Origin of the sequence: Nocardia gipuzkoensis (assembly GCF_021183645.1) — a bacterium.
In the GTDB taxonomy this organism is placed as follows: Bacteria; Actinomycetota; Actinomycetes; order Mycobacteriales; family Mycobacteriaceae; genus Nocardia; species Nocardia abscessus.
The window spans coordinates 2,762,512-2,777,779 of record NZ_CP089225.1; the positions used below are offsets into that span (position 1 = coordinate 2,762,512).

The 15,268-nt window shown below is 64.8% G+C and carries 12 protein-coding genes and 1 pseudogene; 9 read left to right on the top strand and 4 right to left on the bottom strand.

Translation table 11 applies throughout. The features are described 5' to 3' along the window. Window positions 1-82 precede the first annotated feature (82 nt). From lpqS to LTT66_RS12715, 5 genes are all read left to right on the top strand, one after another. Window positions 83-493 (top strand): putative copper homeostasis (lipo)protein LpqS, encoded by a 411-nt coding sequence (gene lpqS / locus LTT66_RS12695; protein ID WP_408638782.1) that lies wholly within the window; start codon window positions 83-85, stop codon window positions 491-493. Between the two features lie 104 nt (window positions 494-597). Beyond that, window positions 598-1,707 (top strand): PLP-dependent cysteine synthase family protein, encoded by a 1,110-nt coding sequence (locus tag LTT66_RS12700; protein WP_233067079.1) that lies wholly within the window; start codon window positions 598-600, stop codon window positions 1,705-1,707. Then, window positions 1,704-3,083, top strand: coding sequence for an MDR family MFS transporter (locus tag LTT66_RS12705; RefSeq protein WP_408638783.1), 1,380 nt, complete (start codon window positions 1,704-1,706; stop codon window positions 3,081-3,083). The genes LTT66_RS12700 and LTT66_RS12705 overlap by 4 nt, the downstream gene beginning before the upstream one ends. Before the next feature lie 422 nt (window positions 3,084-3,505). After that, a complete protein-coding gene (locus LTT66_RS12710; protein ID WP_233067082.1) occupies window positions 3,506-4,300 on the top strand; it encodes an alpha/beta fold hydrolase in 795 nt (264 codons plus the stop codon). A gap of 579 nt (window positions 4,301-4,879) precedes the next feature. Next, window positions 4,880-6,304 (top strand): MFS transporter, encoded by a 1,425-nt coding sequence (locus LTT66_RS12715; RefSeq protein ID WP_233067085.1) that lies wholly within the window; start codon window positions 4,880-4,882, stop codon window positions 6,302-6,304. Window positions 6,305-6,625: 321 nt separating this feature from the next. On the opposite strand, the gene LTT66_RS12720 is transcribed toward LTT66_RS12715, so the two are convergent. Beyond that, window positions 6,626-7,450: a multicopper oxidase family protein gene (locus tag LTT66_RS12720; RefSeq protein ID WP_408638784.1), complete on the bottom strand. Its 825-nt coding sequence runs from the start codon at window positions 7,448-7,450 to the stop codon at window positions 6,626-6,628. A gap of 413 nt (window positions 7,451-7,863) precedes the next feature. Between LTT66_RS12720 and LTT66_RS12725 the strand changes: the two genes are divergently transcribed. Continuing rightward, window positions 7,864-8,793, top strand: coding sequence for an alpha/beta fold hydrolase (locus LTT66_RS12725; RefSeq protein ID WP_233067087.1), 930 nt, complete (start codon window positions 7,864-7,866; stop codon window positions 8,791-8,793). A 115-nt stretch (window positions 8,794-8,908) separates the two neighbouring features. On the opposite strand, the pseudogene LTT66_RS37415 reads toward LTT66_RS12725, so the two are convergent. Then, window positions 8,909-9,274: pseudogene (locus LTT66_RS37415) on the bottom strand (MFS transporter); the annotation flags it as partial. A gap of 111 nt (window positions 9,275-9,385) precedes the next feature. Then, complete coding sequence (locus LTT66_RS12730; RefSeq protein WP_233067089.1) at window positions 9,386-10,810, bottom strand: MFS transporter; 1,425 nt, start codon at window positions 10,808-10,810, stop codon at window positions 9,386-9,388. 177 nt (window positions 10,811-10,987) lie between these two features. On the opposite strand from LTT66_RS12730, the gene LTT66_RS12735 reads away from it, so the two are divergent. The 3 genes from LTT66_RS12735 (at window position 10,988) to LTT66_RS12745 (ending at window position 13,415) form a co-directional block, all read left to right on the top strand. Then, window positions 10,988-11,620 carry a TetR/AcrR family transcriptional regulator gene (locus LTT66_RS12735; protein ID WP_233067091.1) on the top strand — a complete coding sequence of 211 codons (633 nt, stop codon included), beginning with the start codon at window positions 10,988-10,990 and terminating at the stop codon, window positions 11,618-11,620. Window positions 11,621-12,076: 456 nt separating this feature from the next. Beyond that, a complete protein-coding gene (locus tag LTT66_RS12740) occupies window positions 12,077-12,985 on the top strand; it encodes an alpha/beta fold hydrolase (protein WP_233067093.1) in 909 nt (302 codons plus the stop codon). Then, window positions 12,978-13,415 carry a hypothetical protein gene (locus LTT66_RS12745; protein ID WP_233067096.1) on the top strand — a complete coding sequence of 146 codons (438 nt, stop codon included), beginning with the start codon at window positions 12,978-12,980 and terminating at the stop codon, window positions 13,413-13,415. The genes LTT66_RS12740 and LTT66_RS12745 overlap by 8 nt, the downstream gene beginning before the upstream one ends. A 152-nt stretch (window positions 13,416-13,567) precedes the next feature. Here LTT66_RS12745 and LTT66_RS12750 read toward each other — a convergent pair whose 3' ends face one another. Further along, complete coding sequence (locus LTT66_RS12750) at window positions 13,568-15,115, bottom strand: multicopper oxidase family protein (protein WP_408638785.1); 1,548 nt, start codon at window positions 15,113-15,115, stop codon at window positions 13,568-13,570. Window positions 15,116-15,268 lie beyond the last annotated feature (153 nt).

A 15,268-nucleotide genomic window follows, 5' to 3' on the forward strand; every position in this document is an offset into this window, starting at 1 on the left:
CGACGTACCGCCTGACGGTTCAGCCTTCGACCCGCGCATGCCCCCGTCGCACCACTTCCGTAGTGGGCGCACCGTGAGGCTTTTGAGCCGGCTGCGGCGTCCGTCGGTGGTGGCACTGCTGATGGCGGTGTTGCTGGTTGCCCCGACGATCGACTGCGCGCTACTCGACGGTGAGCACCACCTGCACGCCGGTGTCGTCAACACCAGCGCTTCGACGGGTGCGGCACATGGTCATCACGCCGACCACGCGATCGGTCATATGACAGATGACTGTGATCAGCACATGAGTCATTGCATCGTGAAGTCGGTGCTGCCCGCCGGTGCGGGACTTCTTCTGCCGTTGCTGTGGCTGGCGCTGGTGGGGGCTGCGGCGGTTGGGGCCGTGTACCTCCTGTCGACGGGCGGCGGTGGCGTTCGGGGACCGCCGATATTCCGCGTGCCCGTGCTGAACGGGCAGGATATCCTCGCCAGATTCTGTATCGCCCGACGCTGATCGGTCAGCGCCAGGCCGACGTTGTTGTGTTGTCGGCCGGTGTCCGCTGCCCGCTCAACGTCTCACCGTCCCGTGCGGCGGTTCGGATACAGAAAGCGACAGTCATGAACAACCTCGTCTTCGGCAAACCCGCCGAGACATCTGCGGTTCCGGTAGTCGCGAGGGAACCCAGTTCCTTGGTCGGCAATACCCCGGTCCTGTGGGTGGGTGCGCCGTTGGCGCCCGCCGGGAGGGGATTCTGGGCCAAGTTGGAAGGGTTCAATCCTGGGGGTATGAAGGATCGGCCCGCACTGCATATGGTGCGGCGCGCCAAGGAACGAGGCGATCTGGCACCCGGAGCGCGCATCATCGAGTCCACGAGCGGCACTCTCGGATTGGGATTGGCGCTGGCGGGAACGGTGTATCGCCACCCGGTGACCGTGGTCACCGATCCGGGCCTGGAGCCGATCGTCGCGCGCATGCTGGCGGTCTACGGGGCACGAGTCGAACTCGTGGCCGAGCCGCATCCCACCGGTGGCTGGCAGCAGGCGCGACGTGACCGCGTCGGTGAACTTTTAACGCTGGAGCCTGGCGCGTGGTGCCCTGAGCAGTACAGCAACCCCGATAACGTCGAAGGCTACGAATCCCTGGCGCTCGAGCTGCACCAGCAGCTAGGTGGGGTGGATGTACTGGTGTGCGCGGTCGGTACGGGAGGTCACTCGGCTGGAGTGGCGCGAGTCTTGCGCCGATTCAACCCGCACATGAAGCTGATCGGGGTGGACACGGTCGCCTCCACGATCTTCGGCCAGCCCGCGGGGACCAGACTGATGCGAGGCCTGGGTTCCAGCATTTTCCCGAAAAACGTCGATTACGCCGCATTCGATGAAGTGCATTGGGTGGCACCGTCGGAGGCGGTGTGGGCATGTCGCACTTTGGCGGGCACGCAATACGCCACCGGTGGATGGAGCGTCGGCTCTGTCGCGTTGGTCGCCGGGTGGGCGGCGCGTATCCACTCCGCGGACACCCGGATCGCGGCGGTGTTCCCAGATGGGCCGCAACGCTATTTCGACACCATCTACAACGACACCTACTGCGACGAGCACGGCCTGCTCGATGCCGACCCACCGATCGAACCGGATGTCATCGACCATCCTGCCGCGCGTGTGGTGCACTCGTGGACCCGCTGCAGCACCGTCGTACCTCCCAGCACCCTTGCAGGAGATAGCGCACCGTGACCGTATTCCAGAAGTTCCGCAGCTTCGACCTCGCCGCGCGACTGCTGATGGTCAACCAGTTCGGTATCAATCTCGGGTTCTACATGCTGATGCCGTATCTGGCCGGCTACCTCGCCGGGCCGCTGGGACTGGCCGCATGGGCAGTCGGGTTGGTGCTCGGCGTGCGCAACTTCTCCCAGCAAGGCATGTTCCTGATCGGCGGCACACTCGCCGACCGGCTCGGCTACAAACCTCTGATCGTCGCGGGGTGTCTGCTGCGAACCGGCGGTTTCGCCCTGCTGGTATTCGCCACGTCACTGCCCGGTCTGCTGATTGCTTCCGCGGCCACGGGGTTCGCGGGAGCACTGTTCAATCCAGCCGTGCGCGCCTATCTGGCGGCTGACACCGGCGAACGCCGCGTAGAAGCGTTCGCGGTGTTCAATATCTTCTACCAAGCGGGCATCCTGGCTGGCCCGCTGGTGGGCCTGGCATTGATGGCCCTGGATTTCCGAGTGACGGCTGCGGCCGCGGCGGTGGTGTTCGCGGCGCTGACGGTAGCGCAGCTGTTTGCCCTGCCGGCTCGCCGCGGGGAGACCGGTGCCGAGCATGCTTCGGTGCTCGACAATTGGCGCACCGTGGCGGCGAACCGCAGGTTCGTTTGGTTCTCGCTGGCGATGATCGGCTCGTATGTGCTGTCGTTCCAGGTCTACCTCGCCTTGCCGCTCCAAGCGGAATACGTGGCGGGCGAGCGGTCCCAGGTGCTGGTATCGGCATTGTTCGTCGTCTCCGGTGTCGTGGCCGTCGCGGGGCAACTGCGCATCACCTCCTGGTTCAAAGCGCGCTGGGGAACCGGGCGCAGTCTGGTGGTCGGCATGACAATTCTGGCCGTGTCGTTCCTGCCTGTTCTCGCGGTCCCGGGACCCGGGCGCTTCGGCGTCGCCGCTGCGGTCGTTGCGCTGTTGGTCTCGACGGCGTTGCTGGCGGTGGGCACCGCGGCGGTATTTCCCTTCGAGATGGACACCGTCGTATCACTCGCCGGCGGGAAGCTGGTGGCAACCCATTACGGGTTCTACAACACCATCGTCGGCGTCGGTATCCTGGCGGGCAATCTCGCCACCGGCGCTGTGGTCGGTGCCGCGCGAACTGCCGGCGCGGATTGGGCGGTGTGGACCGGGCTCAGCGTGATCGGAGCACTCGCCGCTGTCGCGTTGCACAGGCTCGACCGCGTGGCCGCTGATCGCCTCACCGGAGAAGGCGATGAAGCGCCTCCCCGTGAGAGTGGCCACCAAGCCCCCGACCGTACGGCGCCGGAACCGTCGCCGGTCGAACCGGCCCTGGTACCGATGGATCGGCCGGATGAAGAACCAGCGAGCTACAGTCGCCGCACCCAGTGGTGATGGATGTGCTGGACGGCGGCTTCCTCGAACTGTTCTGCGGTGATGAGGTGATCGACCCGGAATGGAATCAGCGTCGAGAGGAGCCAGCGCCGGTGATGAGACCACCTCGCAGTCGGGCTCGTGACGCCGACTCGGCTGCCTGAGTTCACCGCCGGGCCTGATACCCCGCCGCACGCCGCCGAGGATTGAGCGTCGACGCTGATACTGATGTAGCGCGCCCGCTGACGCCTAGTGCGGAACTTCTCGGACGCCGGATCGGCGATACCCGGCTGTTCGGCCACGTATCGCTACATCGTCCGGAACCGTCCTGGGCATGATGGCCTATATCGCGTTCGGATTCAGGCTCCCTCGGCAGCGGTGTTGACCCTACGATAGTCTTATACCCCTACCCCGTATAATACTGCTGACGGAGATGCTGAATCATGTCATCGGCGGATAGTTACTTCACGCGTGAAGGCGCAAACATCGCTTACCAATTCGTAGGCTCCGGCTCGCCCGTGGGTTATGCGCACGGCGTCCTGCTCAGCCGTGCCGCCGTGCGCGGACTGGGGCTGTTCGATGTCGGCGCTCTGGCGGAGGGGCGACGATTGTTGACCTATGACCAACGAGGCCATGGTCACTCGACAGGGCGCCCAGTGGTGCAGGACTACAGATTCGAGAACTTCAGCCAAGATCTGCTAGGGCTGATGGATGCGTTGGACATCGACCAACCAATCGACTTCGTCGGCTCGTCCTTGGGCTGTGACGTGGTGCTGCGTTCTGCTATCGCCGCGCCACACCGGTTTGGTCGCCTGGTGCTGATGATCCCGCCAGTTGCCTGGGAGAGTGGCCCGGTGCAAGCACGGCACTGGTACCTCGAGGCCGCCTCCGCCATCGAAAACCTTGGAGCACCCCAATGGCTCGAGCAGTGGGCACACAGTGACCCGCTTCCCATTTTCGCCGACTATCCCGAGTTCGGCTTCTGTCCCGATGTCCCCGACGAATTACTCGCCCCGATCCTCAGGGGCGTCGGGCTATCCGACCTGCCTGCGCAGGAAGCAATAGCCACACTCGGCCATCCCACCCTGATCCTCGCCTGGGACACCGACCCATTGCATCCGGTCTCCACCGCCAGAGAACTGCACGAACTGATACAGAACTCGAGACTTCACGTGTCGACCTCGGTCGCCGACATCAAGACCTGGACAGGACGCATCGCGCAATTCCTCGCCCAGTGAATCGGCCCGCGCCGAACTTCGCGATTGCTGACACCCCCAAGGCTGCAGTAACGAGCATGGCAGGGCGGATTGACCTTACTCGGCAGGCTCGGCCCGCCCTGCCCTCAGCGCGGCCGACCCGTCAGTGGCCGACCTCGCGTGCCCGACGCCGATGCGACACACCGACCAGGTTCTCGATCCTGCCGTGGCTCTGAGATCGAGTTCGATCCGACCGGCCGCCGTGCACCGGGTGGGATGGCGAAGCATGATGCCGAGCGATATCCAGCCCAGCTTTCCGGACTCGACAAGCCCTCCCGCCAGGGCATCCACTCCGGCGACATCAGGCTGGCGATTCTTGACCGACCGCACCGACGGTCGCAGGCAGTATCGATGAGCAGTGGATTGACCGGAGGGTAGTCGGCACGCGGTCTCGTAGTCGCTGCGATGAGTCGTGGCTGTTTGCCCGGGAGCGGTCGGCCGAGTTTTACCCTTGCGCCCGCAATGGGCGACATTCTCCCAATACGGGCTTGACAGCCAGATACCCTAGGGGGGTATGGTACGGATCCGGTTGTTCCATCGTTCCGGGAAAGGCGAACCGACATGTCTGTCCAAACTGCACCAGCCACGCGAAAGTGGTTGGCTCTCGCGGTGATTGCCGCTGCTCAGTTCATAGTCATCATGGACACCTCGATCATCGGCATCGCGCTGCCGAAGATGCAGACCGAGCTCGGGTTCTCTCAGGAGAACCTGACCTGGGTCTTCAATGCCTACGTCGTTGCCTTCGGCGGCCTGTTGCTGCTCGGAGGACGACTATCAGACCTGCTGGGCGCCCGCCGGGTGTTCGCAGCGGGCTGGCTTGTCTTGCTCGTCGGATCGGTGATCGCCGGTGCCGCGGGCAATGCCGGCATCGAGCTGGTCGGCCGCGCCGTGCAGGGTGGTGGGGCGGCGCTGATCGCACCTTCGGCGCTGACGTTGCTGATGATGCTGTTCGGGTCCTCGCCGCAGGAGTTGACGAAGGCTTTGGCGGTTTACGGCGCAGCGGCCCCGGCCGGTGGTACAGCGGGTGTCTTCCTCGGTGGTGTCATCACCGAGTACATCAGCTGGCCTTGGGTTTTCTACATCAATATCCCGATCGCGGTTCTCGCGCTGATCGCCGTCCCCGCTCTGATGCCGAGTGCACCTGCGCGTTCGGGTTCGGTGGATCTGCTCGGAGCGATCTCGGTGACCGCCGGATTGGCTGTGGCCGTCTACGGGATCGTCCGGGCGCCTGAGGTCGGCTGGATTTCCGGGCAAACCTGGGTCGCCCTTGGCACGGCGGCCGCGTTGCTCGCCGGTTTCGTCTTCGTCCAGTCCCGACGCGACGAACCGCTGATGCGGCTCGGCATCTTCCGCGCGCCGAACCTCGCTGCCGCCAACCTCGCTCAACTACTGCTCGGAGCGGCGTGGGTGCCGATGTGGTTCTTCCTGAATCTGTACCTGCAGCAGGTACTCGGCTACAGCGCATTCCCGTCCGGTGCGGCGCTGCTGCCGATGACCACGCTGATCATGCTCGGAATGATCGTCCTCGCTCCGCGGGCGATGCAGCGTTTCGGCGCCAAGCCGATGATCGTGACCGGCTTGGTCGTGTTGGGTCTCGGTCTGGGCATCATGTCGTTGGTGCGCCCGACCGGTAACTTCTGGGCTGATGTGCTGCCCGCGTCGCTGGTCGCCGCCGGTGGCATGTCCTTGGCGTTCATTCCCTCGCTGGGTACCGCTATTTCCGCGGCGCGGCCGGAGGAGGGCGGGCTGGCCTCGGGGATTGTCAATGTCAGCTACCAGGTCGGCTCAGCTCTCGGCCTGGCCGCGATGACGGCGGTGGCGACCGCGTTCGGCACGGAGAATCTCGGTGATCTGCCGAGGCTGACCGACGGCTTCTCCGCAGCGTTCCTGGGTGCCGCTGTCATCGCCGTCGCGGGCGCAGCTATCGCAGCGGTTACGATGCGTAGCCCAGCGCCGGAACTCAGTGCCGAGCCGTCTGACAGGTGACCCTCGGGGCTGCTCAGACGCTTCGAAATTCGGGGCCTGGTCGTAGAGGACGCACGATGTCCTCTACGACCAGGCCCCCGGTTCATTGAGACCTGTCCCGTCGCGCGCGATGTCGTTCGCCGTCGACCTGCTGCCGTTGCCACTCCCTGTTTCGAGCGCTATGGCGGGTGACGGAAAGGCAAGCGCGAATCAGCGGCGGCCGGATCGGCTGCCTTGCAGCCTGACAGGACCGATCGTGGAGGCGGTCGACGCATCACTCGCTATGTCGTGAGTACGCTGCCTCGAACGCGATCGGGCGGTGCATCCGCACACGGCTGCCGGTCAGCGGACGTATGACAGTACGCTCATCATCCCGGCTTCGCCGTGATAAATGTTGTGGCAGTGCACCATCCACTGCCCAGGGTTGTCGGTGTCGAAGTCCACCTCGAGGGTTTGCATGGGCAGCACGATCGAGGTGTCTTTGCGAGGCCCGGTGCCGGTGGCGGTAACGACCTGGAAGGTGTGGCCGTGCAGATGCATGGGGTGGAACATCATGGTTGTGTTGTTGAACCGCAACCGAACTCGCTGTCCCTCGGTCACATCCAGCGGCGTGTGGTCGGGAAACTGCTTGCCGTTGATTGTCCAGACGTATCCACTGGTGTCCGAGCCGAGTGTGACATCGAAAGTCTTGTCCGGCTTGCGGTTGGGCAGGCGCACCGACTCGGCGGCGACGAGCCGATCGGCGGTGACCGGCGGGGCGGACAGCTCGGCGGGGCGCACGTCGGCCGCAGGCACGGTGCCACCGCCGGTACGGACGACGGCGAACGCCTGACCTGTTTTACCTTCGGCTGCGGCGACCAGCGGGAATACGCCGTCGGCGAGTTCGACGATCGCGTCGTAGCGTTCGCCCATGCTGATCAGCAGACTGGCGCCGGTGACCGGTTGTACCGGGTAGCCGTCGCTGTGGGTGACCCGCAGTTGGTGGCCGCCGAGGGTGACGCGGAACGCCGTGTCGGAGGCTGCGTTGATGATCCGCAGCCGTATGCGCTGGCCGGGGCGTCCGGTGAAGGTCACCGGGTCGGTGCCGAGCCGTCCGTTGATCAGGTAGTACGGGTAGGTCACATCACCGGTGTCCGAACCGAGCGGAGCGTTGGGGTCAGTGGGCATCGACATCGTCGATGAAATGCCGGGATCGGTGCCGCCGTGACTCATGCCTCCGTGGTTCGTACCACCGGAACCGCCCATGTCCATGCCGGCCATGCCCCTTCTCGCGCAGCTGATCGCAGGCGGTAGCCCAACGCCATAGGGAAACAACCATCCGCTACTGGTGCGCTGCCAGAGCTTCTAGACCGGCCCCAGGGTCGAGCTTGCTCGATATCGCCCCATCCAGCTCGCCAGCGCCGCCTTGCGAGCGCCGACCATGGCTACCGATCGGCGCTGGCGTTGCCCAGTAGCCCCGTCCATGTCGACCTGTCATCGGCGCACCTGGGGCCTCAGCCCCGACGCCCACACGGCGGTTCCTTCACCGAACAATGCTTGCAGCTGAACAACCGGAGCGAGCGCAGTCACCGCAGGAGTCTGTGTCAGATGTTGCCGATTCAGTCCGTTCGGGCCTGTGGCGTGATCAGTTCGGTGTTTGTCCGGATCGCGACATTAGATGTCCGTCCAGGGGATTGGGTACAACTACTTCACCGCCCTACGCTCCATCCATGCCGAAGCTGAGTTATCGCGGGCGCGACGGGTGCCCATTACACGCCACCGTTGTCGGCACCGGTCCTGCGCTGATCCTCATGCACGCCGGCGGACCGGATCACGAGAGCATGCTGCCGCTCGCCGAGCGGCTGGCCGACCGCCATATGGTGGTGCTACCGGATCTGCGCGGCTACGGCCGGTCGGTCTGCGCCGATCCGGCGCGGCATACCTGGGCCCAGTACACCGACGACGTCGTCTACCTGCTGGACTACCTCGGCCTGCCAGCCGCGTCCTTCGGCGGTGCCGGCCTCGGCTCGACCATCACCCTTCGCATGGCCGCCGAAAACCCGCGCCGGGTGCGCGCGGGGGTGTTGATCGGGGTTGAGGACATCGAGGATGACGCGGCGAAAGAGGAGGAGATCCGGTTCCTGGATGCTTTCGCCGAGCGGGTCGCAGCGGACGGTATCGAGGCGGGATGGGCGCCGATCCTGGCCGGTTTCCCGCCGGTGGTCGGCGCTATGGTGCGTGACGCGATACCGCGATCGGACCCAGCGAGCATCGTTGCCGCCGCGGCCATCGGCCGTGACCGGTCTTTTCGCGATGTCGCCGAACTGGGCGCGATCACCGCGCCTATGCTGGTGTTCCCCGGCACGGACGCACGTCACCCCGCCGCGCTGGCCGAGCATGTTGCGAAAGTACTTCCCCATGGGCGTTTGGCGCCGGTGACGATATCGGGCGACCTACAGACCGCCGAGGATCTCGCGCGGGTGACTGCGCCCGCGATCCAGAAATTCCTCGAAGAAGTAGCGCGCTCCTGATGAGCTGTACGGCGGCGTGGCCTGGGCTGCATATCGGTTCTCGTGGAGCACGAGGCTGCCCGCCGCTGAGTAGCCCGATCAGCGCACCAGCGACAGCGATGCCGGACCAGATGCCGACTGCGCGGGCCCGCTCGCCGGGCGGGAACACATGAGTGATGATCGACAGAGTCGTCGGCATCACCGCTGCGGCGCCGATCCCGGCGACGGCCCGCAGCGCGAGGATGGCTGTGACGTCGTCGATAAACGGCACCGCCGCAGCGGAGGCACCGAAGAGGAGCAGGCCGATGACAAGCATCGCCTTGGGCCCGTGACGACCTGCCAGTGCGCCGGCCACAAGCAGAAGCCCAGCGAAAGTGACGCCGTAGGCGTTGACGAGCCCCAGTAACTGTGTCTGCGACGCCTCCAGGTCGGTCGCGATGGCTGGTACGGCGACCATCAGCGATGCCATCATCCCCATGACAGCTACCAGTGCGAGGCACATCACCGCCAGAATCAGGTTTTCCGGACGATGCCTGGCAGATGCGCTGCGACCACGTCTGTTTCGTTCAGCTGAACCATTGCTGCGGCTCCTTCGCGCTGATCTCGTCGAGGGTTAGTGCGCACTGACTCGAAGACCTACCGGAGGCTTGCCTGACGGGATGAACGCCGCGGCTGCCACTGCGACGACGAGAGCCAGGACGGCACTGGCGGTGAAGGCGTCGGTGAATCCGCTCGGGTCGACACCGAGCGTGCGCAGGCTGACCGCCGCGATCGTGGAGGTCACCGCGACCCCGAAGGCAGAGCCGACCTCATGGAAGGTATTGACCAGCCCGGAGGCCACGCCGGCTTGGCTGTGCTCGACATTGGCCAGCGCGGTGGTGGTCGCTGTGACGATGGTGGCACCTTGCCCGGCCGCTGCCACCGTGAGCCCGATGACCAGCGGGAGGGTGCCGTTCCAGAGACCGGGCACCGCTGCTCCCGCTGCCGCGACGGCAAGCCCGGCGACACCGACCGGGCGGTATCCGAAGCGGCCGATGAAGTGACCGGCATTGTGCGCACCTGCGATCGTGCCGAGCGCGACGGGCACGAACAGCAGACCGGTGGCCAGGGCCGAATAACCCTTCGCTTGTTGGAGGTAGAACGAGCCGAGGAAGAACCCGGTGATGAGCAGTCCAGTCGCGACGAACATCAACACCGCACCGGCCGCGACTGGGCGGCGCATCAACAGACGTGGGTCGAGCAGCGGGTTGACGGCGCGGAATTGATATGCGCAGAAGACTCCACCGGCAACGATTGCCGCCGCCAGCGCAAGCAAGGTGGACGCTCGCGCCCATCCTTCGTCGCCAGCGTTGATCAGCCCGAAGATCGCGGCCCCGGCGGCCGCGGTGACCAGCACCGCTCCGAGCACATCGATACCGGCTCCGCGTTGAGCGGGGCGATCCGGCACCACTCTTGTCATCACCGCCAGCAGGGCGACACCGACGGGTACGTTGACGAAGAAGATCCATTCCCAGCCCGGGCCCGCCGTCAATAGGCCACCAGCCAGAACGCCCACAGCGGCGCCGACACCGCCCAGCGCGCCCCAGACGCCGAGGGCTTTGTTGCGCTCGCTGCCCTGAAATATCGTGGTCACAATGGACATTGCCGCGGGCGACAGCAGCGCCGCGCCGATCCCCTGACCGATCCGGCCGCCCACCAGCATCGGTGCGTTGACCGCCAATCCGGCCAGCAAGGATGAGCCGGTGAAGACCGCCAGACCCAGCAGCACCATACGGCGGGCACCGAACAGATCAGCTGCGCGCCCACCGAAGATCATCAGCCCACCGAACAGCAGCGTATAAGCGGTGATCACCCAGGTTGTCGCAGCCCGGCTCAGCTCTAGGTCGCGTCCGATATCCGGCAGCGCGACCGTCACGACCGTGATGTCCAGGATCAGCATGAACTGTGCGATCGCGAGCAACGCCAGCGCGCGCCACCGGCGCGGATCCGCTGGTTCGGCACGGTCGTGGCCGTGGGGTGCAGATGTCGGCGAGTGCATGACAACCTCCAAAATCGAACATGTCTGTACGAGTTATTGGACCACCATAACTCGAACATTGATGTACGAAAAGGCTGTGCCGATTTCCTTGGCCGATCGCCTCCGGCCGATACGCGCGACGGCTGAGTTACAGTGGCTACAACCCGTACAGGATTGTTCGAGAAGAGGTAGGACTTCGTGGCTGCAACGCGCGCCGAACAGGCCGGCCCCGTCAAGCGCGCCGACGCCCGGCGAAACATCGCGGCAATCCTCGACGCGGCCGAGGAGTGCTTGATTGCCGACCCGGACGCGAACGTCAGCGACATCGCCAAGCGAGCAGGAGTCGGCCGAGTCACCCTCTATGGGCACTTTGCCTCACGCACTGAGCTGATCGACGCAGTCTTCACGCGCGCTGTCACCAGCAGCGATCACGCACTCGACGCCGTCGATGTCGGCGGCGACCCACGCGAAGCCCTCGCTCGCCTGGTCGAGGCCTCGTGGAAGATCATCGATCAGTTCCGTTCCCTGCTGCTGGCCGCGCAGAATTATCTTCCGGCCGAACGCATCCGCGTCGCCCATGACCTTCCGATGCGCCGCGTCTGCCGCCTCATCGAACGCGGCCGGAGAGAAGGCGCGTTCCGCGACGACCTGCCGATCTCATGGATGGTCGCGGTCTACCACAGTGTCGTCCACGGTGCGGCCGGAGAGATTGCCGCGGGTCGCCTCACCGATCACGACGCAGCTGGCCTCATTACTGCGACCCTGTTATCGGCATACGCGCCGACGCTGGATCCGGCGTGCGGGCTGGCTCGCAAGGGCGGTCGCAGCTAGGTGTTCTGATCCGGCCTTTTGCGTAGAACATGTCGACAGGCAGGGGGGGTCTGCCACCGTCGTTTGCGATGCGGCAGGTGCGGTCGACGTGAAATTGGCGCGTCTGACCAGGCGTCATGCGCCGACGGATTAAAAGTGCCGTGTGGTGAGAGTCGCCACACGCTGCATGGCTGAGGCGAGCCAACTGCTGGTCCGCGGCTCCTTTTCCTGGGAATGCCTCGAGCTCGGCGAGCTGCACACTTCACTGGGCTCTTTCGGCACCGTCGTGCGGGGCCGTTTCGGGGAACCGCTGGGGCGTGATCCACGGCCGACGTCGCAGCCGGGCTCGAGAGTCTTGACCGGCGCCGTTGCTCCGTACGAACGGGTTGACCTTAAGTCGAACACAGTAGTTCAAGTTGAAGTAGCATCGGAGGTGGCTAATTCGAACAGTTGAGTGCAACTTAGGAGGAGTGCTAGATGATGCAGAGCGATCTCGCAGCGGGGCGGCCGGGTGGCGGGGCGGGTGTGTCGAGCGGTGATGGCATGTTCACGTCGACGGTGATCGAGGGTTTCGTGGATACTGCGGTAGCGCGGTTTCACTATGCACGAGCAGGCAGCGGTCCCGCGGTGCTATTTCTCCCGGGCAGCGGGGGATGGAAGCTCACCTTCGAGGCGCTGATCGGCGCAGTGGCTCGGCATCACACCGTCTACGCGCTGGACCCGCCCGGCCAGGGGCGCACGGAGGTTATCGACCGTTCGTTCGAGTACGACGCCGACGCGATAGTCCACTCCATTGCAGGCTTTCTCGATGCAGTCGGCGTGACCTCGATAGCCATCCTCGGGCATTCGTGGGGCGGTGGCTTCGCATTGCGGTTCGCCGAACTGCACCCCGACCGGGTGAGCAGGCTCGCCTTGATTGCACCCGCAGGATTGGACGTCACCGATGTGTGGGAGTTTCGGCTTGCGAGGCTTCCCGTACTCGGCGAACTCGTCGTTCACTTGATGACCACCGCATCGGTGCGGCACATGCTGCGCAAGTCCTTTACCCACCGTGATCGCGTGCCAGAGAACAGAGTTCGCGAATACGTGCAGATGATGCGTGCACAACTCGGGCGGGCGGCCAGACTGCGCGACATGCTCGCGGTCGAAAGGGCGGTCCGGTGGACCGACACTGAACGTGACCTGCAGCTGGTGCAGGCACCCACCCAAGTACTGTGGGGTGACCAAGACCGCTACTTCCCGCCGAGCCTGCTCGAACGGTTCACCTCTCGGATACCGCATCTGCAGGCACATGTCGTCCCCGGCGGCGGGCATTCACTCCACGACGACTGTCCCGAACAGGCGTATGCGCTGCTGAAGCCATTCCTGGCGGCCGATCATGAGTGACGGACCTGCGCTGGGAATCGACACCACGGTGGTGCTGTTGTGGGGCGGGCTGATTTTCTTGGCCGCACTGGTGCTCGGCGTATGGAAATACCGGCAAATGGTCGGCTCGGAACAAGGTGTGGCTCATCCCTACGTGGACACCGCTCACCGGGCCGCACTCCTATATGCGTTCGCGACATTGCTGATCGCGGTCTTCGTCGAGTTGAGTGGGTGGCCGACGATCGCGAATCTGGTCGCGGCGGGCACCACAGTCGCGTTCTTCGTCGCGGCGATCGCAACGTACGTCTATCACGGTTGGCGTCGCGACACCGATAACCAGATCCGTCAACCTGTTCGCGGCACGAGAGCGTTCATGGTCGCGCTGATCGGGGGAGAGATCGGTGGGTTCGCCGTGCTGCTGGCGGGATTCGTTCACCAGCAGCTGCTGTGACCGGAGGGCCTGCATCGATCTTTCAACCATCCCCCAGCGGCTCCAATGGGTTTGCTCTGCACAGCGGGACATCGTCTCGGGATGAGCGGATAGTTGGTGTACCGCCTGCCCGCAGTTCGACCTGAACCATGCGCGTGCCGGACAAAGCGGTGTCAGCGGACGTAGGACAGCACGCTCATCATCCCGGCTTCGCCGTGATAAGCGTTGTGGCAGTGCAGCATCCATTGCCCGGGGTTGACTGCGTCGAAGTCGACCTCGAGAGTCTGGTTGGGCAACACGATGGTGGTGTCCTTGCGGGCGCCGGTGCTGTTGCCGTCGACCAGTTGAAAGGTGTGACCATGCAGATGCATCGGATGAAACATCATCGTCGTATTGATGAACCGCAACCGGACTCGCTGGCCTTCGCGGACGTCGAGCATGGCGTGCTCATCGAAGGTCTTGCCGTTGATGGTCCATAGGTAGCTTTTGTCGTCCGCACCTAAAGACACATCCAGCACCGTGTCCGGTGCCCGCGGCGCGAGTAGTACGGACTCATCGGCGCGCAGGCGGGTGGCTGTCAATGGCATCTCGTCCAGCTCGCGAACCCGGACATCAGCCGACGGCGAGTCCCCGCTGCCGGTGCGGATCAATGCCAGGCTCCGCCCCTGCTTGCCCTCGGCCGCAGCTATCAGCGGAAACACGCCTTCCTTCAGTTCGACGACGGCGTCATAGCGCTCTCCCATGCTGATCAGCAAGCTCGACGTCGTGGCAGGGTACACAGGGAACCCATCGCTGTGGGTCACCTTCAGCTGATGTCCGGCGACGGCGACCCGGAAGGCGGTGTCAGCGGCAGCGTTGATGATGCGCAGCCGCATCCGCTGGCCGGGGCGCGCAGTGAAGGTCACCGGATCGCTGCTGAGGCGTCCGTTGATCAGGTAATGCGGGTAGGTGACATCACCGGCATCGGCACCCAGCGGCGCTTTCGGATCTGCCGCGCCCGATCCGTGACCGCCATGCCCACCCGTGCCGCCATCGGTTATCGGCCCCCTGTCCATCTCATGCATGCCCTTGGCCCGCAGCTGCTCGAGCTGCTTGTCCGGATCACGACCCTCGACGCCGTCGAGCCAGTCATCCAGTACGATCACAGCTTCCACGTCGTAGTCACTGCCATCAGCGGGATCTTCAACGATCAGCGGCGCGTACAAGCCGCGATCGAGCTGCACCCCCACGTGCGGATGAAACCAGTAAGTCCCGGCGTCGGGAACTGTGAACTCGTAGCGGAAGGCTCCGCCTGGCGTGACTGCGGACTGAGTGAGGTCCGGCACCCCGTCCATGTCGCCGCGCAGCGCCACACCATGCCAGTGAATAGTCGACGGGTGCGGCAGCGTATTGGTGAAGTCGGCTCGCAAGACCTCACCGCGGGCGATTCGAATCTCTTGGCCTGGAAGTTTGCCGCCGTAGGTCCAGGTCTGCACCTGAACTCCACCCAAATCGACGGTCGAAGGCTCGGCGCGCAACATGACGTCACGAACCGGTGCGGACGCAGCCCTGCGGCGGTTCTCGGCGGCACGGACGGCGTCGGAATCCGGCCCGATAACGGTGTGCGATGCGGGGGAATCACTCGAACATGCGGCGAGTAGGGAGGCCGCAGCAGCGGCACCGACAGCGAGGAATCCGCGCCGAGACATCGGCTCAGAATGCGGGAGCGGTTTGGGCAACATCAATTCTCCTGTCTGCGCTGTCTTCCTTCAAAATACCGCCGGAGGGTATAAGGGAGAGGATTGTGAGATTCTGCAGCCACCTGGCAGCGGTGACTGCGAGCTCACCGTCGCGATTGTGGGCAGAGTTGGTCCGCCACCACACCGGTTACTTGT